This window comes from Streptomyces sp. PT12, assembly GCF_003311645.1.
Classification (GTDB): domain Bacteria; phylum Actinomycetota; class Actinomycetes; order Streptomycetales; family Streptomycetaceae; genus Streptomyces.
In genome coordinates this window covers 51,513-77,455 of record NZ_QEST01000287.1, presented here as the reverse complement: position 1 = coordinate 77,455, position 25,943 = coordinate 51,513, and the positions used below count along the sequence as shown (strand labels likewise).

18 protein-coding genes and 1 pseudogene are annotated in these 25,943 nt (G+C 71.5%); all 19 read right to left on the bottom strand.

Translation table 11 applies throughout. The features are described 5' to 3' along the window. Positions 1-13: 13 nt before the first annotated feature. Positions 14-2,509 carry a GNAT family N-acetyltransferase gene (locus DEH69_RS30660; protein WP_113690264.1) on the bottom strand — a complete coding sequence of 832 codons (2,496 nt, stop codon included), beginning with the start codon at positions 2,507-2,509 and terminating at the stop codon, positions 14-16. Next, on the bottom strand, positions 2,488-3,342 hold the full coding sequence (locus DEH69_RS30655) for a thiopeptide-type bacteriocin biosynthesis protein (RefSeq protein WP_113690263.1): 855 nt from the start codon (positions 3,340-3,342) through the stop codon (positions 2,488-2,490). The genes DEH69_RS30660 and DEH69_RS30655 overlap by 22 nt, the downstream gene beginning before the upstream one ends. An 18-nt stretch (positions 3,343-3,360) precedes the next feature. Then, positions 3,361-4,596, bottom strand: coding sequence for a lanthionine synthetase C family protein (locus tag DEH69_RS30650; RefSeq protein WP_113690262.1), 1,236 nt, complete (start codon positions 4,594-4,596; stop codon positions 3,361-3,363). Further along, complete coding sequence (locus DEH69_RS30645) at positions 4,593-7,670, bottom strand: lantibiotic dehydratase (protein WP_113690261.1); 3,078 nt, start codon at positions 7,668-7,670, stop codon at positions 4,593-4,595. The genes DEH69_RS30650 and DEH69_RS30645 overlap by 4 nt, the downstream gene beginning before the upstream one ends. 87 nt (positions 7,671-7,757) lie before the next feature. Beyond that, positions 7,758-7,949 carry an FxLD family lanthipeptide gene (locus tag DEH69_RS30640; protein ID WP_113690260.1) on the bottom strand — a complete coding sequence of 64 codons (192 nt, stop codon included), beginning with the start codon at positions 7,947-7,949 and terminating at the stop codon, positions 7,758-7,760. A 69-nt stretch (positions 7,950-8,018) separates the two neighbouring features. Then, entirely contained in the window at positions 8,019-9,245 is a 1,227-nt protein-coding gene (gene fxlM / locus DEH69_RS30635) for a methyltransferase, FxLD system (protein ID WP_258535081.1), read from the bottom strand. Positions 9,246-9,579: 334 nt separating this feature from the next. Next, a complete protein-coding gene (gene mgtE, locus DEH69_RS30630) occupies positions 9,580-10,905 on the bottom strand; it encodes a magnesium transporter (RefSeq protein WP_113690259.1) in 1,326 nt (441 codons plus the stop codon). Positions 10,906-11,212: 307 nt separating this feature from the next. Further along, entirely contained in the window at positions 11,213-12,490 is a 1,278-nt protein-coding gene (locus DEH69_RS30625) for a thymidine phosphorylase (protein ID WP_113690258.1), read from the bottom strand. Between the two features lie 43 nt (positions 12,491-12,533). Beyond that, positions 12,534-12,959 carry a cytidine deaminase gene (locus tag DEH69_RS30620; protein WP_113690257.1) on the bottom strand — a complete coding sequence of 142 codons (426 nt, stop codon included), beginning with the start codon at positions 12,957-12,959 and terminating at the stop codon, positions 12,534-12,536. Then, on the bottom strand, positions 12,956-14,233 hold the full coding sequence (locus DEH69_RS30615; protein WP_258535085.1) for an ABC transporter permease: 1,278 nt from the start codon (positions 14,231-14,233) through the stop codon (positions 12,956-12,958). The genes DEH69_RS30620 and DEH69_RS30615 overlap by 4 nt, the downstream gene beginning before the upstream one ends. Before the next feature lie 5 nt (positions 14,234-14,238). Beyond that, a complete protein-coding gene (locus DEH69_RS30610) occupies positions 14,239-15,363 on the bottom strand; it encodes an ABC transporter permease (protein WP_181727679.1) in 1,125 nt (374 codons plus the stop codon). After that, positions 15,356-16,975, bottom strand: coding sequence for an ABC transporter ATP-binding protein (locus tag DEH69_RS30605; RefSeq protein WP_258535080.1), 1,620 nt, complete (start codon positions 16,973-16,975; stop codon positions 15,356-15,358). The genes DEH69_RS30610 and DEH69_RS30605 overlap by 8 nt, the downstream gene beginning before the upstream one ends. Before the next feature lie 124 nt (positions 16,976-17,099). Then, positions 17,100-18,149, bottom strand: a complete 1,050-nt coding sequence (locus tag DEH69_RS30600; protein WP_113690254.1) for a BMP family protein — start codon at positions 18,147-18,149, stop codon at positions 17,100-17,102. Positions 18,150-18,286: 137 nt separating this feature from the next. Continuing rightward, entirely contained in the window at positions 18,287-19,450 is a 1,164-nt protein-coding gene (locus DEH69_RS30595) for an amidohydrolase (protein ID WP_258535079.1), read from the bottom strand. Positions 19,451-19,669: 219 nt separating this feature from the next. Then, the gene (locus DEH69_RS30590; protein ID WP_113690252.1) at positions 19,670-20,710 is read right to left on the bottom strand and encodes a hypothetical protein; all 1,041 of its coding nucleotides are present in this window, start codon (positions 20,708-20,710) and stop codon (positions 19,670-19,672) included. 52 nt (positions 20,711-20,762) lie between these two features. Further along, entirely contained in the window at positions 20,763-21,686 is a 924-nt protein-coding gene (locus DEH69_RS30585) for an N-acetylneuraminate synthase family protein (protein WP_113690251.1), read from the bottom strand. Next, complete coding sequence (locus DEH69_RS30580) at positions 21,683-22,957, bottom strand: N-acylneuraminate cytidylyltransferase (protein ID WP_113690250.1); 1,275 nt, start codon at positions 22,955-22,957, stop codon at positions 21,683-21,685. Before DEH69_RS30580 ends, DEH69_RS30585 begins: the two co-directional genes overlap by 4 nt. A 142-nt stretch (positions 22,958-23,099) precedes the next feature. Continuing rightward, the gene (locus DEH69_RS30575) at positions 23,100-24,458 is read right to left on the bottom strand and encodes a DUF6716 putative glycosyltransferase (protein WP_113690249.1); all 1,359 of its coding nucleotides are present in this window, start codon (positions 24,456-24,458) and stop codon (positions 23,100-23,102) included. A gap of 698 nt (positions 24,459-25,156) precedes the next feature. Continuing rightward, a pseudogene (locus DEH69_RS30570) lies at positions 25,157-25,699 on the bottom strand (RNA polymerase sigma factor); the annotation flags it as partial. Positions 25,700-25,943: the final 244 nt, after the last annotated feature.

Sequence of the window (25,943 nt, the reverse complement as noted above, 5' to 3'; positions counted from 1 at the left end):
GCGGCGTGATCGCTCAGAACGTGTCGGGACACCAAGGGGCGAACGACGTTCGCAGCTGAAGGCCAGCGCGCCGGGCCGCGCCGGGGATAAGCTCGGCGATCAGGCCCGCGGCCTCGAGGTGCGGCACGGTCGCGTCGCCCAGGTAGACGCTGGCCAACGCCCCCGCGTCCAGGGCGAGTTCGGCGGGGTCGTCGGTGCGGGTCAGGACGCCGGTGCCGTCCGCCGCGGTCTCAAGCGACCAGCGGCCCGCGACATAGCCCTGGGCGTCGGCGACCTCGAACACCGTGCGGCCAGGGGCCTCGTAGGTGCGGGCGGCGAACGCGCGGGGCGCGTCAAGGATGCGCAGCCAGTGGTCGTCGTTGGTGCGGCGCAGCGGGAGCGCCGCGCGGGGGTTGACCAGGAGGCGGGGCAGCGGGTCGTCGGGGGCGAGGCGCGGGACGACGAGGCGGCCCGCCCACTCGAACGACAGCGCGTACCGCCACAGCGCCTCCCTGGCGGTGCGGTCGAGGGCGAGGTGGTCCCGCACGGTCACGGTCGTGTGCGGGTCGCCGCCCGCGAAGGCGTTGTCGGCGCGGTAGGTCAGCAGGCCGGTGATCCGGCCCCGGGGGTCGCGGTAGGCGACGGCGATCGGCTCGGGGGCCAGGGCGCCCGCCGACCGCTCAGCCTGGCCCGTCTCAAGGGCCCACCACAGCGGCGACCTGCTGATCGCGCCCGGCTGCCGCACGCGGAAGCGGTCGTGGAGGTCGGGCCCGACCTTGGCCAGCTCGGCCATCGTCAGCGGCTCGATCGCCGCGCCCACGGGCAGCTCCCCCACCCCGGGGCGCGGGCCGCGCGAGCGCGCGACCTCGATCTCCACGCCCGTGAAGCGGATCGCGGGGCCGAAGCCGAACCTTCCGTAGATGCCGTACTGGGCGGCGTTCAGCAGCGCGAAGACGTCGCCGCGCTCCCGCGCCCGCTCCAGGTCGAGCTCCATCATGCGGCGCAGGATCCCGCGGCGGCGGTGCGACGTGGCGACGGTGACGCCCGCGACGCCGTCCACGGGCAGCGTCGCGCCGCCCGGCACGGTCAGCGCGAACTCCAGGCTGTGATAGGTCCCCACGCATCGCGCGCCGTCGAACGCGCCGAGGATGCGCCCCGGCGCGAAGCGCAGGCGCCACCACTCCGCGGCGGCCTCGCCGGTGCGCGCGGGGCTCAGAAAGCCGTGGGCCAGGGCGCGCTGCCACTCCTGCGAGTCCTCGTCGCGAACGATCCGGACCTCGATGTCCGCCGCACCCGCGGCCGCTGTCGTCATGGTCCGCACGGTAGGTGGTCCCCCACCGGGTCGGCCACCCAAATACCGGGAGCGCGAACGGCGATGGCGCGCGCCGTGGGCCGCGTCTGTTCCTGTCCTGCTCAGCAAGGTGCGCAGTCGCTGCTCGGCCGACGCGACCGCTTTGTTCAGGTCGTGGTGAAGCGGTGGCCGGATTGCTCCGGCATCAAGTCCTGCGGCGCGAACCAGCCGGACAATGTCTTCGCGCTGGCGGGCAGTCATGGTGGGGAGAAGCTGGCTGTGGGCGAGTGCATCACGCGCCGCGTAGGCGTCCGTACGAGCTGTGGCGATGATGTCTGCCCGCAACTGTGCCGTCTGCGGGCCGTTGTGGTCCTCCGTGATGTCGAGTGCGGTGAGGCCGACCCGGGTGCGGAAGACGGTCGTGGCGGGGATGGTCTGCTGGAGCAGGGCCAGCGTTGTGGTGAGCATCGTGGTGACATGCTCGGTCAGAACGGTTCCCGCTGCTCGTCCGCACAGTACGCGCAGCAGGTTCTGTACCGGCTTCTCCCAGGGAGCGGAGGGTGTGCTCTGCTCGACAAGGGTGCGTGCCTCGCTGGCTTGTCCGTTGAGGGCCGTGGCGAGGATGGTGATCTGTCGGCCGTCGAGCAGGCGTGAGCCGATGCCGCGGTGGTGGGCTGCCTGTTCGGCTGCTTGTTGCCAGCGCCCTGCTTGGGCGAGGGCGCGGGTGCCGTCGGCGAGTAGTGCCGCCCACACCATGGTGCAGATCGTGCGGTGTCCGCCGGGGTCGGACGTGAGTTGTGTGAAGTTGACGGTCCGTCCGCTGATCACGGTGTCCGTTTGGTCGCGGGCGGCGTGGAAGAGCGATTCGAGGAGGGCATGGGCGGTGTCTGCGCGGCCCTCGCGGATCAGTTGTCGGGGGATGTTCAGGAGTGGCTGGAGAGCGAGTTTCGCCGTGGCTGGGGGGAGTGGTCTCGCCGTGTTGTAGACCTCGTGCTGTGACCAGCACAGGGCGTGGGCGAGTTCGGGGAGTCCGCAGTCGGAGGCGATGAGTGCCGCCTTGTTGCAGATCTCGGCGGCTTGGCTCATCTGCTGGTGTGCGTCGTCCGTGCCCGGCTGAGCGGCCAAGTCCCGGAGTTCGGTGATACGGGTCTCCAGGGGCAGGCCGGGGGGCCGGTGCCGTTCGACGAGGGGGAACCAGGCGAGTGTCCGGCTGCTGATCACCGTGCTGTTGGGGGCCATGTCTGTCCTTCTCGGGGCTTGTGCGGGGAGGCGGGGTCGGGCGGCCCGAAGATGACGGCTTTGGCGGTGGTGGCCAGGATGGCTTGGGCGGTGTGTGGGAGGCCGAGTCGGTTCCAGGCGAAGATGATGTGGTGCGCCAGGACGGCGCGCAGCCCTCGGTGAAGCTGCCCGGTTGTGGCGAGATCGGCCAGTTCCCGGCCTGCGGTGGTGAATGCGTGCGGCCACGTGGCGGCGACGGTCAGCGTCGCGCTTTCGCGGGTGAGGCTGGTGATGTCCGCGCTCATGATCCGCCGAAGTGCGGCCTGGAGGTTGCTGAGTCGGTCCGCGGGAGGCGGTTCGGGCGAGTCGCGGTGGTCGGCGACGCGTGCCCATACGTCGCCTTGCTCGTACCAGTCGAGTCCGGCGGCGCGGAGCATGGCCGTGTTCAGGAGGATCGACAGCTCGCGGCGGTGTCCGTCGCCCGGGTTGTGTGTGAGGTGGTCCAGGAGGTGGTGGCTGTCGAGGTGGAAGAGGCGGTGTGCGGCGGCCATGGCCTGCGGTCCGCCGAAGGCGTGGACCTCGGGCTCGTAGATGACGGGCGTGAGGGCGTTGATGAGCCCTTGTTGCTTCAGGCGTCCGATCTCGCGCAGGAGGTGCTTCTCGGTCGTGGTGGGGTCGTCGGCAGGCTGGCAGCGAATCCGCCAGCAGGGGGCTTTGCGGATGAAGAACCAGGCAGCGATGAGCCCTTCGGCCTCGGCGGCGGCCATGCACGGAGCGAGATGGGTGAGGGCGGTGTGCTCGGAGGTGGCCCAGTGGGGGAAGGCGACGTTGAGTTGCCGCCACGGTGTGCCCATTCCGGTCGGCTCCGTCTCTTATCCCAGGAGGAGGATGGCGTCCCAGCCCGTGGTGGGGGCGGTTGCGGTGCCGAGGGTGTGCAGCGCGAGTGCGGCGCCGGCAGCGCCGTCGAGGAGTTCGGGGTCGGTCAGGGCTGAGGGCTGGGTGATCTGGCCGGTGAGCCGGGCAGCGAGGCGGGGGATCCCGGCGGCCATGCCGGGAGTGCGGGCGTCGGCGGCCATGCGCCAGGCGGCTTGGAGCAGCCCGGCCTTGCCGTGGCAGAGCCCGATGTCGGGCAGGAGGTCAAGCTGGGCCGGGTCGCGCAGGGTGGTGAGCATCGCGGTCTCCGCGACCCGCTGACGGGCGGTGTCGCCCAGGGCTTGACCTGCGAGTTGCTGCGCGCGGGCGGTGCCGGCGATGCCGTAACACCATGAGGGCCGTGGCCGCAGGCGCGGATCGACTCGCCGTTGCTGGACTTGGTCGAGGGTGACAAAGCCCGGCCACCAGGGCCCTGTGTCGTCGTGCTGGCGCCACTGGTCGGTCCAGGCGCAGATGCGCTCGACCGCGTCCCGGGTGCCGGTGACGGCGAGGCCGCGCAGCAGGGTGAAGGACAGCAGGGCGAGGACGGAGCCGATGCCGTGGGACAGGCCGAAGTTCCCATGCCCGCTGGGGAAGTCGGGGTGTGGCGTGCCGTTGGGTGACAGATCCGTCCACCACGGCGGGAGGCCGCGGTCGGGGAGCGGCTCGGTCAGGCGCACCAGGTAGGCCAGCACGTCGCGGGTGATCTCATGGTGCGGATGGCGGGTCAGATGGTAGATGCCGAGCCCGGCCAGGCCGCGGATCAGGTCGAACTCCTTCATGGCGGGGCGATCGCCTTGGTCGATGCGAACGTGGGCGTCGGCGAGGCGGCGTCGGGTGACGGTGATGGTGGCGACGTCCAGTTTCTCCAGCGCGCGCTGGTATCGGGTCGAGGAGTTAGCGGCGGCGTTCAGGACGAACGCCAGGGCCGGGGCTCCCATGTACAGGCCCGCATTGGCTGCGGCGGTCAGGTTTCCGGCGGCGGCCGAGGACAGCCAGGCGTGGGCCGTGGCCCAGTCACCGCGGCCGGAGCGGGCGCGTTCGATGTGCAGCAGTGCGACCCCGGCCGCGCCGCCCGCCAGTGACTGTGGCCATGCCCGGCCGCCGGGCGGCGCCGTGGCCCAGGCGGTGCGCGGGTCGGTCAGTACGGCGGCGATCGTATCGGCTGCGTCCAGCGCCTCCGGGTTCGCTCTCATGACGTTCCCCGCGCTCGTGCGGTCCAGCTCAGCGCCGCGGCGCGGGCCAGGTGCAGGCATTGGCGTTCGGCCTCCAGGTCGACTCCGGCGATGCGGGTGTGGTGCAGGTGCAGCAGTTCGGGCAGCTGGGCAATGGCGTCTGTTGAGCCGGTCTGTTCGAGAGCGGTGCGGTAGGCGGCCAGCGCGTCCCGGCGCTGGGACCAGCTCGTGACGATCTGCTCGCCCCCGGGCTGGCTGGCGAGGTGCCTGTGGTGGTTCGGGTTGGCCAGGGCGACGGCTTGGTTGTAGAGGGGGCGGGCCGGAGGCGTGGTCGTCGTTCGTGTGTGGGTGATCAGCCACGTCATCGCCTCGGCGGTGTTGCCGATGAGGCCCGTCGCGAGGTCGAGCATGCTGGCGGCGGTCAGGGCTTGCGCATGGGGGCCGCCCTTCGCCGTGCTCGCCGCGATCTGCGCGACAGCGGCCTGCGAGTCCGCGGCGAAGTAGACCTCAGCGGAGTCGATCGCCGCGCCGCCGAAGCGGGCGGTCTCGGGGAAGTCTGTGTCCCACTGCACCCGGGCGACCAGACCGGCCCGGCGCAGCCGTTGGCTCCATGCTCCGATCGCTGCGGACGCGCTCGCGACCCCGCCGACGGGAACGGACAGCCGCAGCCGCAGATGGTCCTCGGGGTCGTGGTAGGGCAGGAACCACCACCGCACCTCATCGCCCACCTCACCGAGCAGAACGGGCAGATGGCGGGTGAGGATGCTGCCGTAGTGATCCGGACGGCCATACAGCTTGACGAAGAACCGCCCGCCGCACCCGGGCAGATGACCGTGATCACGCCGGACCGCCTGCCCGGTGTCCAGCCACCGCGGAGCTGGCCGCGGCTTTGTGGCGGAGGCCAGGGGGATGACGATCTCGTGGACGCGCCCGCCTGCCCATCCCGCCGCACCGGCGGTCGGCTCGGCGCGGAGCACGGCGATGCCCTCACGCTGCACATGCGCACGCAGCAGAGCCCGGTGGGAAGACTCGGCGAGGCTCAGGCGGATGCGCTGATCGCCGTCGCCGACATAGACCGTGCTCGGGGCAGCGACCTGGTTCCGCCACACCGCCAGGGACTCGTCCCATTCCGTCCACTCCGCATCGTCGCTGGCCAGGTCGGTGGCCACGAGCCGCCAGCGTGCCGGAGACAGGATCGTACGGCCGTGGCGCAGCGCGGGCAGGAACGGCAGCGCGGCTGCGGCTCCCCAGTCGAAGGGAGTGCACGGGATGCTCAGCGCGACGGTGGCCTCGGTGAGGAAGCGCACCAGCGGATGCGTGTAGCGAGTCGGCTCCACCGCGTTGAGCGTCATGAACTCCAGCGGGCGACGGCGGGAGACGGAGACCAGGTAAAGGCGGTCCACGTCCGCGGTGACGGCGATGTCCTCCAGCCCTACCTCGGTCTGCGCGCCGGGGTCGCGGTACTCGCCCAGGGCGAGCAGCGTGGGCATGACGCGGGGGATGCGGGCGACGTTCTCGGCGCCCGCATACAGCGGGGGCGCGGAGATCTGTACGGTCAGCACGCCCTCGTTGGTGCCCGGCCCGGTCGAGAAGGTCTTCGCCAGGCGCTCCCGGTCGTCGGTATCCAGCAGGTGCAGGAAACGGCCGACGGTGGTGCCGACTGCGCGCGATACCCCGACGATCGCCAGTGTGAAGTCTCCGGCGTCCAGGGCGAGAGGGCTGGTGGCGTGGAGGCGCACGGTCAGTTCGGTGGTCGGCTGGACGCGCGCATCCGGGGGGAGTGGGGTTGCGAGGTCGGAGACCGTGGTCTCGTCGAGTGCGATCTCGTGCTGTCGGCGCAGCGCCGCGTTCTGCGCGAGGGTGAGCAGCTTCGTATCCCGCTCGGTCAGCGTTCTGCCCGTCGGGGCCGGGCGTGCGCCGAGGAAGCCGGCCGGGTAGCCGAGTCCGATGTCGCCGTCCACGGCGTCGAGGAGCGGTACAAGGGCACGCGGACCGTAGCGCTCCAGGAAGCGGCCGTGCCAGGCCACCCATGCTGCGCTGAGAGCGGGGCGACCAGCCAGCTTCGTCAGCACGTCCGCCGCCCGAGCGGCCTCCTCCGCGACCAGACGCGGGATCGTCACCCCTCCTTCCAGCCGCAGATCAATGGTGAGCGCGGGCCCGGAGACAGGGGCCAGGTTCCGCATCGCGGCGGTGAGCCGACGACGCTCGGTGTGTGCGAGGTCGGGGGTGCGGGCGGCGTTGTGCCGTGCCATTCCGTCGGCGATCTCGCGCAACTGCTTGACCGTCTCGGCCACGGCAGGGACCGTCTCGGCTGCCTCGGAGGGCAGGGCGGCGAGGAGATGGCCAAGCGGGTCTGCCGTCGTCATCGGAGGGCGCAGGCTGGTGACCAGGAAGCGCTGGTCGACCAGGCCCGCCAGCAGACGCGCAATGACGCCTGCAGGCACGCCGGGGAACTCGGTGGCGAGCTTTCCCGCAAGGTCTGCCAGCAGGATGGGGCTGCGCGCGGCGTCCATGGCCGAGGTGACGGGGGTGCTGGCGCGGACCGTGACACGGGCTGGTGCCCGGCCGGAGGCGCGGGAGCCGCGGTGTTCCAGCACCAGATGACCGTCCCGCTCGACGACCAGCGCATGGGCCTGGACCGTCACGTGCGGCTGGAGCGCGGGCTCGGCCTCCAGGCGTTCGATGACCGCCGTAAGCCACTCGGCCGTCGGCCCGGCGATGGCCCGGTGCCGGGTACCCAGGCGAACGGCCGTTGCCTTGGCGATCTCCGCTGGCGCTACTCCGGCGAACAGGCCGAAGGGGGTGGCCCGTCCCGAAGCGCGCAGCACATAGCGCATCACTGCCATCACCACCTTGCGGACGGCGTTCTCGGGAAGCTCCCGGCCCTCGCAGATGTCTCGTACACGTCGGGCCAGCACGGGGGCGGCCTGCTCCAAGGCGGCGGCGAAGCCCGGTATTCGCAGGGCCTGTTCCAGCCACGGCCGCCAGGACGCCGCTGCGTCTGCCTCGCCGGTCAGATCGGGCCACGACGGTACGGGGTGGCCCGGCGGCCAGGCCAGTGCACGCACCATCGCGGCATCGCTGTACTGGTACACCGGCGTCCTCCATCGAAGTGCGGTATCCGACCGGCCGCTTGCTGCGACCAGCCGGACACCGCGGCCGTCGGGGATCCGGATGGCCCGCTACGGGCAGGTCGTCGAGCAGGCGGACTGGCAGGTCTTGCCGCAGCCGTCGTCGGTCATCTGGATGAGCTTGTCGGCTTCCGGGCCGGACTCGACGATGGAGACATCCAGGTCCCAGCCATCGACGATCTCCTCGTGGCCCGTTGAGGGCGGGACGCCGGTGACCGCCGCGCTCTCGGGGTAGACAGACATACGTTCCTCCTTGTGAGTTGGGTGGTGCATGCTTTTCCGCACCCGCGAAGGTCTGCCGGGGCCGGGTGCCTAGCGCCAGGAGATCTCGACGGCGCCAAGCCGCTTGGCGATCACTCCTGGGGCCGGTTCAGCCATACCGGCGGGCATCGGCCGGTACCGGAGGTGGGCCGCACCGCGGCGCCGGTGATCGGACGCCCACCGGCGCAGCAAGTCGGCGTACCGCTCCGCGACCGCTTGCGCGTCGGGGCCGTGAGCGAAGACGCCGCTCTCGAACCCGCCGGTCGCAGCGTTCTGCCGCTTGGTCCGGTACGCGAAGCTGCCGCCGTCGACCAGCGCGGGCACGCCGCGCGTCACCGACGGCGCGAGGAAGCCCTGATCGACGACATCCTGCCTGCCGTGCAGCATCACCATCTCGGGCGTGCTGGCCGCCAAGAACAACTCCAGTTCGTCGGGCAGGTCGAACGCCGCACCAGTCCACAGCTCCAGCCGTGGCGTCCGCACGGCGGCTGCCACGGCCTCGACGTCGAAGTCCTGCTGCTGGTCGTCGACCCGCAGCGCGATCCCCTCATCGACCCGGACCAGCCGCTCGGTATAGGCGCCGGCTCCCTGCATGGGCACGAAACCGCACAGGCGGTAACTTCCGCTGACCAGCCCCTCACCGTCCCGGTCGAACGCGATAGAGCGGGTGAGTCCCCTCATACGCAGCGGGACGACGATCCTGCCACACTCGGACAACTGTTCCCGCCACGCCGAAGGGACGTCCCACGCTCCTGCCGTGACCACGATCCGGTCATAGGGCGCGTGCGCGACCACACCGTTGTCGGCATCGGCCAGCACCACCTTGACCTGGCCGTAGCCAGCCGCGTCCAGGCAGGTGCGGGCGCGCTCGACGATCTCCGCATCGATATCAACGGAGACCACCGTCCCGTCATCGCCGACGAGTTCGGCGAGAAGAGCCGCGTTGAATCCCCCCGAGCCCACTTCGAGCACCCGCATGCCCGGCTCGATACCGGCCTGCTCCAGCATCACCGCCTGGATGTGAGCGGCCGACAGGGAACTGAGAGCTGCGCCGTCCTGGCCGCGCTTGACCACCAGCGCGCGATCCGCGTCGTACGCCTTCTCCAACGGCTCGTCGAGGGCGAACGTGTGCCGCGGCACTGCCGTGAAGGCAGCGGCCACGGGCTCGGATGTGATCGCCTCCAGGCTGCGCAGTTCCTTCACCATGGCCGCCCGCAGCGCGGCTGCTTCGTCGTCCGTCCTCGATGCGCTGGTGTCGTCGGCAGACGTGCTGGTCACTCATTCCTCCATGGGTCGTGGAAACGCCGGTACAGGCACGGCGGTCACGTTCCGGCTCGGTGGGCAACTGATCGGAAGCTCAGGTGACATACATCTCGACCATGGTCGCAACCATTCCCGGCCTGCTCCGGAGGCACCAGCGGATTCCGCGGATCACGACATCAGGAAGCACTCCTGTGGTAAGGCCCGGGTGCAGCGGCGAGAGACGCGGTTGCGGAAGGAGCCCTTCGACCGTGCGGTCGTCGCAGCATTTCCCTCGGACGAATCGCGGGCCGCAGCAGGGGTTCCGTCCATCTGACCCGGGCAATGACGTGAACTCTTCCGCGCATTACCCTCAGATGCCCAGGATCACCTTGGCCGTGGAGAAGTAGATGACCAGGCCCGTCGCGTCCACGAGCGTGGTGACCATCGGGGCCGAGACCACCGCGGGGTCGATGCGCAGCTTCTTCGCCAGCAGCGGCATCGTGCCGCCCACCGTGGAGGCCCAGGCGCAGATGACCACGAGCGTCACGGCGACCACCGCGGCCACGTCCCAGCCGACGAACAGGCCGCCCACGAGGAAGCCGACCACGGCCAGCATGCAGCCGAGCAGCAGCCCCGTGCGGCACTCGCGCCAGACGACCCGGAGCAGGTCGGACGTGCGCACCTCGCCCACCGCGAGCGCGCGGACCGCGGCGGTGGCGGCCTGCGCGCCGGAGTTGCCCCCGGTACCGATCAGCAGCGGAACGAAAAGCGCCAGATCCGTAACGGCGTTCAGCTCGCCCTCGAATAGCTGGGTAACGGAAACGGTCAGGGTCGCGGCCACCATGAGCAGCATCAGCCAGACGACCCGGGTCCGCGAGAGCCGGAAGACGCTCGCCGACATGTAGTGGCGTTCCAGTGGCTCGGCGCCCGACTGCCGCGCCACGTCCTCGGTGTCAGCCGCCTCGATGACCTCGAACGCGTCGTCGCTGGTCAGCAGCCCGACCAGGCGGTCCTCGCTGTCCACCACCGGCAGGTCGAGCACGTTGGTCTCGCGCATCAGGCGCGCCGCGTCCTCCGCGGGGTCCGTGGCCCTCGCCTTGGCGGGCTCGGTCACCACCAGCGCGGACACCGGCGCGCCGGGCTCGGACAGCACCAGCTCGCGCAGCTCCACGATCCCGGTCAGCCGCCGCCCCCGGTCCACCACGGGCAGGGTGTAGATCGTCTCGGCGCGCGCCCCGCGCCGCCTGACGACCTCGAGGGCCTGGCTGACCGTCAGATCCTGCTGGAGCGCGACCGTCTCGGGCGTCATGTACCGGCCGACCGAGCCCTCGGGGTAGCCCAGCAGGGCCGCGGTCATCTGCCGCTCGTGGGCGCTGAGTCCGGCCAGGACGCGCTGGGCGACCTTGGCCGGGGCCTCGTTGAGCATGCGGGCCCGGTCGTCCGGGTCCATGTTCTCGACGAGGTCGCGGAACGCCTGGTCGCGCAGGCCCTGAAGGATCTCCTGCTGATCGACCGGATCCAGCTCCTCGAAGACCTCGAGGGCGCGGTCCTTGTCGAGCAGCCGGAACGTGACGACGGAGTCGACCGGGTCCATGCGGGCGATCTCGTCGGCGATGGCGTAGGGCGGCTGCGTCTCCAGCCACTCCAGCGCCCCGGCGAGGTCGTGCTCTTCGAGCAGGGCGGGCAGGTGGGTCATGACGGGAGAACTCCCAGGAGGCGGAAGGCGGTCACGGACATCCGGAGTGCGCGCGCACGCCCGCCGCCGCAGGCCGTGGGGCTACCTGGGCGGGATGGCGTGGCGCGGGGGATGACTGGGGGGCTCACTGCGCATCGCAGCTTCACCTCCCGCCGATCCGGTCCTTCACAACCGTTCTTCAGGGTACAAGGCATCGAACCCGATCATGTCAAGAATTCCGACATTATGGACAGCCGGTCGATACGTCGCCCTGAACGTTTCGGAACGCCTCGGCGACGCCCGAACGACCGCCGCGGATCAGGTCGCGCTACGCGATCCGGTCAAGAACGGTGGAGCGCGCGGGTGCCCCGCCCTCGCGCGCGACGCGGATCGCGTCGCCGCCCAGCTCGGCGAGCGCCGCCTCGAAGCGCTCGGGGGTGTCGGTGTGCAGCGTCAGCAACGGCTCGCCCGCGCGCACCCGGTCGCCCGGCTTGGCGTGCAGCTCGACGCCCGCGCCCGCCTGCACCGGGTCCTCCTTGCGGGCCCGGCCCGCGCCGAGGCGCCACGCGGCGACGCCCACCGCGTACGCGTCAAGCCCGGTCAACGTGCCGCTCACGGGGGCGTTGACCGTGTGCCGCTCCTTCGCCTCGGGCAGCGGCGCGTCGGGGTCGCCGCCCTGCGCGGCGATCATGCGCCGCCAGCGGTCCATCGCCGAGCCGTCGGCCAGCGCCCTTGCCGGGTCGGCGTCCGGCAGCCCCGCCGCGTCCAGCATCTCCCTGGCCAGCGCCAGGGTCAGCTCCACCACATCCGCGGGGCCGCCGCCCGCGAGCACCTCGACCGACTCGCGGACCTCGAGCGCGTTGCCCGCCGTCAGGCCCAGCGGCGTGGACATGTCGGTCAACAGCGCGACCGTGCGCACCCCGTGGTCGCGCCCCAGCTCCACCATCGTGGCGGCCAGCTCGCGCGCGTCGGCCTCGTTCTTCATAAACGCGCCCGAGCCGACCTTCACATCGAGCACCAGCGCGCCCGTGCCCTCGGCGATCTTCTTCGACATGATCGACGAGGCGATCAGCGGGATCGACTCGACCGTGCCCGTGACGTCGCGCAGCGCGTACAGCTTCCGGTCGGCGGGCGCCAGACCCTCGCCCGCCGCGCACACCACCGCGCCCGTCTCGCGCAGCACGCGCGTCACCTCGTCGCCCGCGAGCCCGGCGCGCCAGCCCGCGATCGACTCCAGCTTGTCGAGCGTGCCGCCCGTGTGGCCGAGGCCACGGCCCGAGAGCTGCGGAACGGCCGCCCCGCACGCCGCGACCAGCGGGGCGAGCGGCAGCGTGATCTTGTCGCCCACGCCGCCCGTGGAGTGCTTGTCCACGGTGGGCAGCGGCAGCGACGAGAAGTCCATGCGCTCGCCCGAGGCGATCATCGCCGCCGTCCAGCGGGCGATCTCGGCGCGGTCCATGCCGTTGAGCAGGATCGCCATGGCGAGCGCCGCCATCTGCTCGTCGGCGACCTCGCCGCGCGTGTACGCGTCGATGACCCAGTCGATCTGCCCCGGCGTCAGGGCGTGGCCGTCGCGCTTGGCGCGGATGATGGTGATGGCGTCCATGGGCTCACTCGTTACGTCGGCGGGGGTGGCACTGCGCCGGGTGTCACTGCTCAAGGTGCCATGCCAGCGGCAGCAACTCGCCCAGCGTGCGGATGCCTTCGGGCGTGCGGAGGACGAGCCCGGGGCCACCGTGCTCCATCAGCAGCTGGCGGCACCGGCCGCACGGCGTGATGACGCGGCCCGTGCCGTCGCAGCACGTGAAGTGCGTCAGACGGCCGCCGCCCGTGGCGTGCAGCGCGGAGACCAGGCCGCACTCGGCGCACAGGCCGAGCCCGTAGGAGGCGTTCTCCACATTGCAGCCCGTCACCGTGCGGCCGTCGTCCACGAGCGCGGCGGCGCCCACGGGGTAGTGCGAGTAGGGCGCGTACGCCCGGGACATGGCCTCGCGCGCCGCCGCGTCCAGCGCCTCCCAGTCGATGTCGCGGGCAACGACACCGTCGACGGGCTCGGGGGCGCCGGAACGCGTCATGTTGCCTGTCCTCTCCGATACGGCTTTCCGACCGCGCGGGGTGTCCGCAGCCGTTGCGCGAACAACGTCAGCACCAGCAGCGTCGTCAAGTACGGGCTCGCGGTGACCAGTTCGAGCGGCAGCGAGTCGGTCGTCGCGTACCAGATCCACAGCAGGACGCCGAGGGCGGCGACCGCCAGGGCCTGGACGCGCTTGCCACGGTAGAGCTGCCAGGCCGCGAGGCACAGCAGGCCGAGCGCGAACAGCAGCAGCGTGGCGTGCACCACGGGCCGGTCGCGGGTCTGGAGCACGTCCATGAAGCCGAACAGGCCCGCGCCCGTGGCCACCCCGCCGGGGCGCCAGTTGCCGAAGATCATGGTGGCCAGGCCCAGATAGCCGCGCCCGCCCGTCTGGCCGTCCTGGTACATCCGGATCAGCACCGCGAGATACGCGCCGCCCAGGCCCGCGAGCCCACCGGAGATCGCCAGGGCCAGATACTTGTAGAGGTAGACGTTGACGCCCAGCGACTCGGTGGCCTGGGGGTTCTCGCCGCACGAGCGCAGCCGCAGGCCGAACGCCGACCTCCACAGCACCAGATACGTGCCCACGAAGATCAGCACGGTCAGCAGCGTCAGCCACGACACCTCGTGCACCGCGGCGCGCAGGATGCCCGCCAGGTCGGACACCAGGAACCAGTTCCGCTCGTCGATGTCCCCGAGCCAGTCGCCGAGCCCGGGCACGGTGAACGGCTCCATGCGCTCCATCTGCGGCGACTGCTTGTCGTTGCCGCCCCTGGCCACGGCCTCGCTGCCGTCCGCGGCGAACCACAGCTTGGCCAGGTACTGCACGACGCCGAGCGCCAGGATGTTGATCGCCACGCCGGACACGATGTGGTCCACGCCGAACGTCACGGTGGCAAGCGCGTGCAGCAGCCCGCCGAGCGCGCCGCCGACGATGCCCGCCACCACGGCGGCCCAAGGCCCGTGCTGCCAGCCGATCCAGCCCGCGGCGAACAGGCCGAGCATCATCATGCCCTCGAGCCCGATGTTGACCACACCGGCGCGTTCGGCCCACAGCCCGCCGAGCCCCGCCAGGCCGATCGGCACGGCGAAGCCCATCGCCGCGCCCCACTGGTCGGACGACGTCAGGCTCTGCTGGCCGGTGACGGCCCGCACCAGGGAGAGCAGCAGCAACGCCCCGGCCAGGAGCAGCAGCACGACCGGGTAGCTCATGCGGCGGCGCGGCTCGTGCGCCGCGGGGCGGCGGGAGCGCACCTTCTCGGCGAGGGTGGACAGGGTGGTCACGCGGACACCTCCGCCGGGTCCGTTGCGGATCTGCCGTTCCTGGCGGCGACCAGCTGCTCGCCGACCTGCCGCTGCTGGCGCCTGACGCCCCAGCGGCGCACCAGCTCGTAGGCGACCACGACGGACAGGACGATGATGCCCTGCATCACGCCGACGATCTCCTGGTCGTAGCCCTCGAACTCCAGCTGGGTGCCCGTGCGTTCGAGGAAGCCCCACAGCAGCGCGGCCAGGCCCATGCCGACGGCGTGGTTGCGGCCGAGCAGCGCGATGGCGATGCCGGTGAAGCCCAGGCCCTCGGGGAAGTCGATGCCGTAGTTCCCCGACTCGTTGAGCAGGGTCGGCATGCCCACCAGGCCCGCGACCGCGCCCGAGAGCAGCATCGCGGTGACCACGGTGCGCTTGACGCTGACGCCGCTCGCCTCGGCCGCCTCCTCCGAACGCCCCACCGCCCGCAGGTCGAAGCCGAAGCGCGTGCGGCCGAGCACGAACCAGTAGGCGACGCCGACCGCGACGGCGATCACGATCGAGCCATGGACGGGGTGGGGGTTCGTCGGGATCTCGAAGAAGAAGCTGGAGTCGGGGATGTCGGGGGTGTGGACGATGTTCTCGTCGCGCTCGGCGAGGCGCCCCTCCTGGAGGAAGTAGGCGATGAGCGAGCCGCCGATGAAGTTCAGCATGATGGTCGTGATGACCTCGCTGACCCCGCGCGTGGCCTTGAGATAGCCCGCGATGCCCGCCCAGATCGCGCCGCACGCCATGGCGGTCAGCAGGATGATCGGGATCTGCACGATCCCCGGCAGGCTCAGCGCGCCGCCGACGACCGCGGCGAAGAACGCCGCCACCCGGTACTGGCCGTCCACGCCGATGTTGAAGAGGTTCATCCGGAAGCCGATGGCGACGGCGGCGGCGGCCAGGTAGTAGGGGATCGCCTTGTTGATGATCCAGACCTGGCTGTCGCTCTTGGAGCCGTAGTCCAGCATCACGGAGAACGCGCGGAAGGGGTTGTCGCCCGTCATCAGCATCACGGCCGACGTGATCGCGACCGCGGTGACGATGGCGAGCAGCGGCGCGGCGACGCCCAGGACCAGCTTCTCGCGGTCGACGCGCAGCGGGCTACTCACCGTTCTCCTCCCCGCGCGCCTCGTCGGATGCGGCGCCGGACGCGGCGTCGTGCTCGAGATGGCCCGTGGCCGTGCCGGTCATCGCGGTGCCCAGCTCCTCGGGGGTGATGGTGGCGGGGTCGGCGTCGGCGACGAGCCGCCCGCGGTACATCACGCGCAGGCTGTCGGAGAGGCCGATCAGCTCGTCGAGGTCGGCCGAGATCAGCAGCACGGCCAGGCCCTCGCGCCTGGCCCGCCTGATCTCGTCCCAGATCTGCGCCTGCGCGCCGACGTCCACGCCGCGCGTGGGGTGGGCGGCGATCAGGACACGGGGGTGGTGGCTCATCTCGCGCCCCACGATGAGCTTCTGCTGGTTCCCGCCGGAGAGCGACCCGGCGGTGACCTCGATGCCGGGGGTGCGCACGTCGTACTCGGCGACGATGCGGCGGGTGTCCTCGCGGGCCGCGGCGGCGGTCAGCAACGGGCCGCTGCTGTTGGGCGGTTCGGTGACATGGCCGAGCATCCGGTTCTCCCACAGGGGCGCCTCGAGCAGCAGCCCGTGGCGGTGCCGGTCCTCGGGGATGTAGCCGATGCCGCCCTCGCGGCGCCTGCGGGTGGGGGCGTGTGAGATGTCATCGCCGCCCAGCTCGATCCGGCCGCCGTCAGGGCGCCTGATGCCCATGATGGCCTCGACCAGCTCGGCCTGCCCGTTGCCCTCGACGCCCGCGATGCCAAGCACCTCGCCGCGGTGGATCGTGAAGTCGATCCCGGCCAGCACCTCGCGCGGCAGCCCGTCGGCGTCGCGGCCCGACAGGTGCAGCCCGGAAACGGTGAGCACGGGCTCGTCGGTGACCGTCGACTCGCGGGTCTCGGGCGTCGGCAGCTCGCTGCCCACCATCAGCTCGGCGAGCTGCCTTGGCGTCGTGCCCTCGGGGGTGACCGTGTCCACGGTCGTGCCGCGGCGGATCACGGTGATCTCGTCGGCGACGGTCAGCACCTCGCCCAGCTTGTGCGAGATGAACAGCACGGTCAGGCCCTCGGACGTCAGCTCCCGCAGGTTGTCGAAGAGCGCGTCCACCTCCTGCGGCACCAGGACCGCGGTGGGCTCGTCCAGGATCAGCGTGCGGGCGCCCCGGTAGAGGACCTTCAGGATCTCCACGCGCTGCCGGTCGGCCACGCCGATCTCCTCGACCAGCAGGTCGGGGCGGACGCCGAGGCCATAGGTGTCGGACAGCTCGGATATGCGGCGGCGGGCGGCGGCGCCGATGCCGTGCAGCCGCTCGGCGCCCAGCACGACGTTCTCGAGAACGGTGAGGTTGTCGGCCAGCATGAAGTGCTGGTGCACCATGCCGATGCCGCGCGCGATCGCGTCCGCGGGGCTGCGGAACGACACCTGCTCGCCGTCGATGAGAATCGCGCCCTCGTCGGGCCGCTGCATCCCGTAGAGGATCTTCATCAACGTGGACTTGCCCGCGCCGTTCTCGCCGACCAGGGCGTGGATCGTGCCCCGTCTCACGGTGATGTCGATGTCGTGGTTGGCCACGACGCCGGGGAAGCGTTTGGTGATACCGCGCAACTCCACCGCGGGAACGGCGTCCTCGGCGGGCGGCGGGCTCTTGGGCGCTGGGATCACGCGCACTCTCCTCGGGGACGGGGAGGGCCGGGAGCGGGCGCCAGGGGCGGTGGGTCACACCGCCCCTGGCGCATCCGGCCCGTGTCCGAGGACTTCTCGATGGCCCTCGGGCTACCGATCAGGACTACTGCGGGGTGTCCTGGACCTCGACGTCTCCGTCGACGATCCGCTGGGTCGCCTCGTCAAGCTGCGTGGCGATGTCATCGATGAATCCACCCGAGGTGGCCAGCGAGACACCGTTCTCCGCGAGGGTGTACTCGTGGTGACCGGACAGCGGCTCCTCGTTGACGACGCTCTCGATCAGGTCGAAGACGGCGACGTCCACGCCCTTGATCACCGAGGTGAGGATCGAGTCCTGGTACTCGGCGAGGCCAGGCTGCTCGTACTGGTCGGAGTCCACGCCGATCGCCCAGGCGCCGTCCACGCCCGCGATCTGCTCGATCGAGCCCTGGCCCGAGGAGCCAGCGGCGGTGTAGATGACGTCGACGCCGCGGCCGAGCATGCCGTCCGCCTGCTCGGCGGCGCGGGCCGGGTCGCTGAAGCCGCGGTCGTCGTCGCGGTAGAGGTAGTTGACGTCGACGGTGACCTCGGGGTCGGTGTCGGCGACGCCCTGCTCGAAGCCCGCCTGGAACTTCTGGATCAGGGGGTTCTCGACGCCCCCGATGAAACCGACCTGGCCCGACTCGGTCTTCAGGGCGGCGGCGACGCCCGCGAGGTAGGAGCCCTCGTGCTCGGCGAACGTCATGCCGTAGGTGTTGTCGCCCTCGGGCACGGAGTCCACGACGCCGAACGTGGTGTCGGGGAACTCGGCGGCGACCTCGGTGATCGCGTTGCCGTAGAGGAAGCCGACGCCTATGACGGGGTTGTAGCCCTCCTGCGCGAGCGCGGTGAGGCGCTGGACGCGGTCGGCGTCGGTCTCGCCGTTGCGCGCGGTCTGGTACTCGACGGTGACGCCAAGCTCCTCCTCGGCGAGGTCGCCGCCGCGGGCCGCGGCCTCGTTGAACGAGTGGTCGTTGCGGCCGCCGACGTCGAAGGCGATGCCGACGCCGAGCTCGCCGGACTCCTCGTTGTCGTTCTGGTTGGACTCGGTGGAGCTCTCACCACAGGCGCTCGCCGTGAGCGCGATGACCGCCGAGGTGGCAATCGTTGCTGCAAGCCTGGATACGCGGCGCAAGAGGACGATTCCTTCCGTCGAAAGCGCCTCTTACGGCGCTGTTGGCCGAATCGTAACGCGCGTAGACCGGCCTGTCGGCCTCGTGCTCCTCCCGTTATCAGATCGGTGTGAACGCAACGTGTAGGCAACACGGCGCGTCAACTCCTCAGGGCCACCGTCGTGAACAGGTCGACGCCCACGGTGATCGCGTGCTCGTCCGCGTCGAAGTCGCCCTGGTGGATGTCACGGAGCGTGGCCGACGCGTCGCCGGGAGGCCGCACGCCCAGGCGGGCCATGGCCCCGGGGACGTGCTGGAGATACCACGAGAAGTCCTCGCCGCCCAGGCTCTGTTCGGTCTCGACGACGGAGTCGGCGCCGAAGCGGGCGGCCATCGCGTCCTCCAGGACGGCGGTGGACTCGGGGTCGTTGACCACGGGAGGGACGCCGCGGATGTACCTCAGCTCGGACTTGGCGCGGTAGAGCGCCGCGACCTCGTCGATCGCGGCGTGCACCAGGTCGGGGGCGGCGTTCCACGCGTCGATGTCGAGGCAGCGCATCGTGCCGGACAGCTCGGCGGTCCCCGGGATGACATTGGACGCGTGGCCCGTGGTGAGGCGGCCCCAGGTGATCGCCATGCCGGAACGGGTGTCGGCGCGGCGGGCCAGCAGCGCGGGCACCTCGGTGGCGACCTTGGCCGCGGCGGTCACCAGGTCGGTGGTCAGGTGCGGGCGGGCGGTGTGGCCGCCGGGCCCCGACAGGGTGACCTCGACCAGGTCGCCCGCCGATGTGATCGCTCCGACGCGGGTGCCGAGGCGCCCGGCGTCGAGCTTGGGGTCGCAGTGCAGGGCCAGCATCCGCTCGACGCCTTCGAGGACGCCGCACTCGATGGCGTCGCGGGCGCCCGCGGTCATGACCTCCTCGGCGGGCTGGAACAGCAGCCGCACGGGCCGCTTCAGCCTGCCCTCGGCCGCGAGCCTGGCCAGCATGACGCCCGTGCCGACGACGACCGTGGTGTGCACGTCGTGGCCGCACGCGTGCGCGCGGCCCGGGATCGTGGAGCAGTACGGCACGGTCTTGGTGTCGGGGATGGGCAGGGCGTCGATGTCGGCGCGCAGGCCGAGCAGCGGGCGGCCCTCGGTGCCGGGCGGGACGATGTCGCACACGAGCCCCGTGCCACTGTCGAGGACGCGAGGGCTCAGACCGGCGCGCTCGAGGCGGTCCTTGACGACCGCGGTGGTGCGCACCTCCTGGCCGCCGAGCTCGGGGTGCATGTGGATGTCGCGGCGGAAGTCGATGAGCTCACGCCTCAGGGCATCGTCCATGTGAGACGTCGGACCGGACGGGGGAGGCGGCAGCTCACTCATGTGACGAGGTTAACCAAGTTTCGAGGGCAAGGGCGGGCCGATCACGCGAAGTTCCCGCCTGAGGAGGAGAGTGCGGGCGCATGAAGCGGCGTGTGGTTGGGTATGAGGGGTTATTTCGCCCTCGCACGCGGCGTGCGCGCCGGCGTGATGTTGGTCTCACATCGGCCGCGTCGCGTTTCACTGCGAGCCGGGCTGGAGGCCGTGGGCGCCCCTGGCCGTGCTGGTGACCTCGGCGAGGAAGCCGCTGGCGCGCTCGGTGACGCGGTCGGTGAACCACGTCTTGGCGACGTCCCGCACCACGACCTCGACCTCGGTGTCGGCCAGGACGTGCGGCAGGGTGTGGACGACGGTCGAGGGGAAGCTGATGATCTTCGAGCCGATCGGGCCCCTGCGGGCGACCAGTTCGAGGGGGAGGTCGGGCCTGACGATCTCGAGGCCCGCCGCCGCGGCGAGGCGGCGCAGCTTCTCCCCGCTCTCCTTGCGGTGCGCGAAGTACCGGGTGACGGTGTGCTCGCGGGCGAGCACGGCGACCTCGGCGATGTAGCGGTCCTCGTGCAGCACGCCCGTCTCCACCAGCGAGGTGCCCACCAGGTCCGCGCGCCCGGTGAGGCGGGGCGGCGGAAAGTGGGAACGGCTCCAGGCGAACGTGTTGGCCGTGACGGTGATGCCGCGCACGGGCTTGACGGGCATCACGGTGAAGACCTCGACCGTGCGCCCCGCCGCGGGCGAGAGCCTGCGCACGGCCCGGCGCGCGACCGGCGCGAACAGCACCGACCTGGGCCCGCGGGGCCTTGGCCTGTGCCAGCGCACCAGGCGTTCGCCCCGGGAGAGCTGGGCGGTGAACTCCATGGTGGCGGTGCCGTCGTCCACGACGACGATGTCGCAGCGGCCCGCCATGGACAGCAGGAGCTGGAGGTAGTGCGAGAACGGATCGCCGATCACCAGCCGCCGCGCCCTGCGGAGCGGGCCCGCGAGCGCGGCCAGGGCCCGCGACGGGGTCACCGCGCCGCCCCTGGCCTCGCGCCACAGCACGCGGCAGCCGGAGTCGCGGGCCAGCTGCGCCATGCGGCGCAACTGGCCCCTGCTGGTCGGGTCGTGGGGTGGCAGGATGATCACGGTGAAGGCGCCGGGTCCCGAAGTGTGCGCCCACTCCAGCGTGTTGAGCAGCTGAACCGGGCTCTCGGCGAACGCCAGCGTCTCCGACCGCGCGTCACTCATGCGTGTTCCGTCCCGTTCTCGTCCGATCGCGGGTGTGCTCGGCCAGGCAGGCTCAGACGGTCGCGGGGGCGGACTCGCGCTCGGCGATGACCCCCTTGACCCTGCGGAGCTTCTTCATCGGGCCCAGCTCGCTCTCGTACACCTTCTTGACACCGTCGCCGAGGGACTCCTCGATGATCCGTATGTCGCGCACCAGCCGCTGAAGGCCCTGCGGCTCGACGGAGGCGGCCTGGTCGGAGCCCCACATCGCGCGGTCGAGGGTGATGTGCCGCTCGACGAAGGTGGCGCCGAGCGCGACGGCGGCCAGCGTGGTCTGGAGTCCCGTCTCGTGCCCGGAGTAGCCGATGGGAACGTTCGGGTACTCGGCCTGAAGGGTGTGGATCACCCGGAGGTTGAGCTCCTCGGCCTTGGCGGGGTAGGTCGACGTGGCGTGGCACAGCAGGATGTTCTCGCTGCCAAGCACCTCGACCGCGTGCCGGATCTGCTGCGGCGTGGACATGCCGGTGGACAGGATGATCGTCTTGCCTGTGGCCCGCAGGGCGCGCAGCAGCTCGTCGTCGGTGAGCGACGCGGAGGCGACCTTGTGGGCCGGGACGTCGAAACGCTCGAGGAAGGCGACGGCCTCGGTGTCCCACGGGGAGGCGAACCAGTGGATGCCGCGCTTGGCGCAGTACTCGTCGATGGCGCGGTACTGCTCCTCGTCGAACTCGACGCGGTGCCGGTAGTCGATGTAGGTCATCCGGCCCCACGGGGTGTCCCGCTCGATGTCCCACTGGTCGCGCGGAGTGCAGATCTCCGGCGTCCGCTTCTGGAACTTCACGGCGTCACAGCCGGCTTCGACGGCGGCGTCGATGAGCGCGAAGGCGTTCTCCAGGTCGCCGTTGTGGTTGATACCGATCTCACCCGTGATGTAGACCGGCCGGCCGGTGCCCACGACACGGTCTCCGAAGGTACGAAGGCGGTTGCCAGGGGTCATGATGCTGTCAGTTCCTTTCCGAGGATCCACGAGGCGATCTCGCGGATCGCGCCTGCGCCACCCGGCGCGGAGGTGACCGCGCGGGCGGCGCCTCGCACGATGTCGTGGGCGCTGGCGACGGCGACCGGCCATCCGACGAGGTCGAAGCACGGCAGGTCGTTGACGTCATTGCCCGCGTAGAGCACGCGCTCCGGCGCGATTCCTTGTTCCTCGCACCACTGCTTGAGGGCGAGGTCCTTCCGGTCGATGCCGTGCAGCACGGGGATGCGCAGCTTGCGCGCCCGCGCGGCGACGACCGGATTCTCCTCCGTGGACAGGATCAGCAGGGGCAGTCCCGCGCGGCGCAGCGCGGCGATGCCGAGTCCGTCGCCGCGGTGCACGGCGACGAGTTCCCGTCCTTTGGAGTCGACGAGCACCCGGTCATCGGTCTGGGTGCCGTCGAAGTCGAGGACCACCGCGTCGATGTCGGCGCGGGTGGGCAGGTAGTCGGGAAGGGGCCAGCTGGTCAGCCCTGTGGGCCCGCCGTCGAGCAGCGGGGCCAGGGCGCGGGCGCGCGCGAGGTCGTGCGGGTCGTCGATCTCGAGCACGCGCTCGGGGTCGGTGCGCACCAGCTCGGTGCGGCCGAAGAAGCGGTGCCGCTTCTCGCGGAACCCGTCGGCGCGCATCGCGTAGGCGGCGCCGGTCTCCAAGAGGTCCTGGGGCCGGTCCTGGCGGCGGGGGCGGAAGGACTTGTCGTGGTTGACGCCGTAGCCGCCGCTCGACGCGCGCGCCTCGCCGTTCCCGTCGCCCGCGCCGCTCCCGTCGCCCTTGCCGCCGCTGTCGCCGTCGCCGTCGCCGTCGCGCCAGACGTAGCCGTGGAACGGGGCGACCGTCAGCGCGGTGTCGGCGCCGTCGAGCACGGCGGCCGAGACGCCGTCGATCTCCTCGCCGGTGAGGAACGGGCTGGTGCACTGGACGAGCAGGACGACGTCCACCGTGACGCCGTGCCGCTCCTCGTAGACGCCCATGGCGTGCAGCACCGCGGCCTCGCTCGTCGCGGTGTCGCTTGAGATCTCGGTGGGGCGCTCGATGACCTCGGCGCCCGCGGCGTGCGCCGCGGCGGCGATGCCGGGGTCGTCGGTGGAGACGACGACGGAGGTCAGCAGGCGGGCGGCGCGGCACTCGCGCACGGCCCGGTGGACGAGGGGGGCGTCGCCGACCGGCGCGAGGTTCTTCCCTGGCACGCCCTTGGAGCCCCCGCGGGCGGGGATCACGGCCAGAACAGTGCTCATGGGGTCACGCCTTCGCTTCGCAGGTCGGTCACGTCGGTTATGAGTCCGCGGGAGGGGGATCGGTTGGGAGAAGTCGTCCACGTCACAACGACGGAGGCCACAACGGCGGAGGCCACAACGGCGGATGTCACAACGGCGGATGTCACAGCTGCCCCCAGCGGCGGATGAGGGGGGCGACGCGCTGGACGCCCGCCCGGTAGGCGCCGCGCGCCGTGCGGCGCAGGAGGCGGCGGGACGCGGCGCGCATGCCCGCCTGGGCGGGGCCGCTCTCCTGGTGACCGGCCTTGGGCTCGCCCTTGACGTCGAGGCCGTGGCGGGCCAGGACGCCGGGGAGGTAGCCGGGCGCGGTGCGGACGGTGTAATACGGCGCGAGGGGCAGCAGGCCCGACTGGCGCCGCTGGTCGAGCAGCCCCGAGAGACGGCCCCTCGCCGTGGCGAAGGCGTGCTCGTGCGACGTGGCGATGCCCTGGTCGGCCAGCCACGCGGGCTCGGGCTCGGGCAGGTACCCGGCGTCGAGCTCGTCCCACGAGGCGAAGCAGCCCGAGCCGATGAAGTAGTGGTTCCCCAGCTGCTCGCGGATGCCGAGGTCGCTGAGGACCGCGGTGGGCACCGAGCGGTGCAGGGACTCGAGGGCCGCCGTGGAGCTGACGGTGACCAGCAGGTCCGTCTCGTCGAGGACCTCGCCCATGTTCCCGTAGGCCAGCTTGAAGTTGGGCGGCTGCTCCTCCTTGGCCCGCTCCACCAGGCGCTGGTAGGGCAGCTCCTCGATGTGCGTGGTGTGCTCGCTCGGCTTGCTGCGCAGCTTGAGGATCACCTCGCGGTCGGGGAAGCGCCTGGCGTGCTCCATGGCCCGGTCCAGCAGATAGGCCCGGTCCTTGCGGGTGGCGGGCACGGACGGCTGCACCGCGAAGACCACGCGGAACGGCCGCTCCCCGCGCCGCGCGGGCCCCGGGTCGTAGGCGCGCCCGTCGAGGAACGGCAGCGCGCACTCGGTGACCGCGCCGCTGTCGGCCCGCACACCCTCGTAGACGGCGCGGAAACGCCGGGCGTCATAGCGGCTGTTGGCGAGGACCAGGTCCGCGCCGTGCCGCAGCAGCAGCCCGTCGGGCAGCTTCTCATAGACCACGCCCACATATCCGGTGACCACGACGGGGCGGCGCTCCGCGGTGCGCCAGGCGCGCGCGAGGCCGTGCAGCATGGCCTGGATGGTGCCCCCGACACACGCGAGCACGAGGACATCGAACGCCTCGTCCGCGCCGCCGTGGGCGCGCTTGCCGAGGTCGGCGAGGAAATCGGCCGCGCTGACCTCACGCAGCTCGTCGGCGTCCGCTCCGATCTCCGCCAGCTGGCGCTCCGTGGGAGTCGCGCGCCCCCAGAGCAGATAGCCGTGGACGGTCGACTCGGGAGCGATACGGCGCGCGGTCAGCGCGCCCCACTTCCACCGGGTGTCGGAATCCGCCAGCACTGCCACACGGAGTGGGGTGGGGGATGAAACGGGCACGGATTGAACATTAGGCAGCGGTATCGAGTGCCGGGCCAACTCAGTCACAACAAACAGTTAACAGCATGACACGCTAAAACCAACTCACGAGTCTCGGGCCCCTCTTCAGCTTGGCATTAGACGAAGTTCACAGAAATACCCCCTCTCCGCCGTCCGTCGTTCACCCCCGGGGGGAGGCTGAAGGCGAGCGGGCGTCGACGCGGGTCCGCGGGTTCGCATGCCCCCCGGACGCTACGCAGCGTATTGCACACCTCACCCACCGTGGCGCGCAAGTGCGGCCGCCCGTTCGCCGGGGGGAGCGCGTTGCGCGAACGCCGCTCCCGGTGCATGGGAGGCGCGCGCCGAACTCCGCGCACTCCGGCGCGAGATGCGCGTGACACGGGAGACGCGGGCGACGGGGGCGACGCGGGAGATGTGCGGGACACGGGCGCGCGGCCCGGATCAGCGCCGCGGTGCGCGGCCCCGCGTCACCACCGGTGGAGACGCGGCGCCACTCCGCGCGAGAGGTCGAGGTGCGCGGACGGGGCTAGGGGGAATGCCGCCCCGTCCGCGCCTGGGGCTTCCTGAGGTACGGGGGGGACCTCGGGGAGCGCCCCGTAGGCCGGTGACCAGTCGGCCTGTTCCTTACTGCGCCGTAGCCCCGATTTCCGTTACACGCGGGGGTGGTGCGCCCGGCGCGTTCAGTCCTCGCCGTGCTCCACCAGCTCGGCGAGGCGGCGCAGACCGCGGTGGTTCGCGGTGCGGACCGCGCCGGGGCGGCAGCCCAGGACGAGCGCGGCCCGCTTGGAGTCGAGGCCGAACAGCGTGCGTAACACCACGGCCCCGGCCTGCTCCTGCGGCAGCTCCGCGACCAGCTGGAACGCCCGCGAGGTGGCGAGCGAGGCGATGGCCTCCTCGGCGGTGTCCGCGGACGACGGCATGTCCGCGAGCGCGTCGTCGTCGGCGCGCATCTCCTGCGGGCGCCTGCCGCGCGCCCTCAGGTGGTCGAGCGCCCGGTTCCGCGCGATGCGCGCGGTCCACCCGCGGAAGCGGTCGGCGTCTCCGCTGAACCTCGACAGATCCCGCGATATGTGCAGCCACGCCTCGGCCGTGACGTCCTCGACGTCGGGCTCGGCGACGATCGTGCGCACATAACCGAGCAACCGCGGGTGCACGGCGCGGAAGACCGCCTGAAACGCGGTCTCGTCCCCCTCCTGCGCCGCGTGCACCGCCTCGGTCAGATCGATGTCTGCCCCCTGCACTCCCCGGCCCCCCTTTGCGGCCCTGTACCGCGCTCTGCTCCCGTGCTGGTGACTGTGAGCCCCCGGTGTCTGAACGCTACGCGTCACCGACGGCTGAGTCCATGGCGCATCCGGCCGTATCCGCTCGGTAACAGAAAGCCCCGCACCGACGCTGAACGGGATGCGGACGCGAGCCCCGTCAAGCTCGCGTCCCGCGGCAGCCGGGGTCTCTCCTGTGGGGGGTGGCGACCCCGGCTGTTTCGCG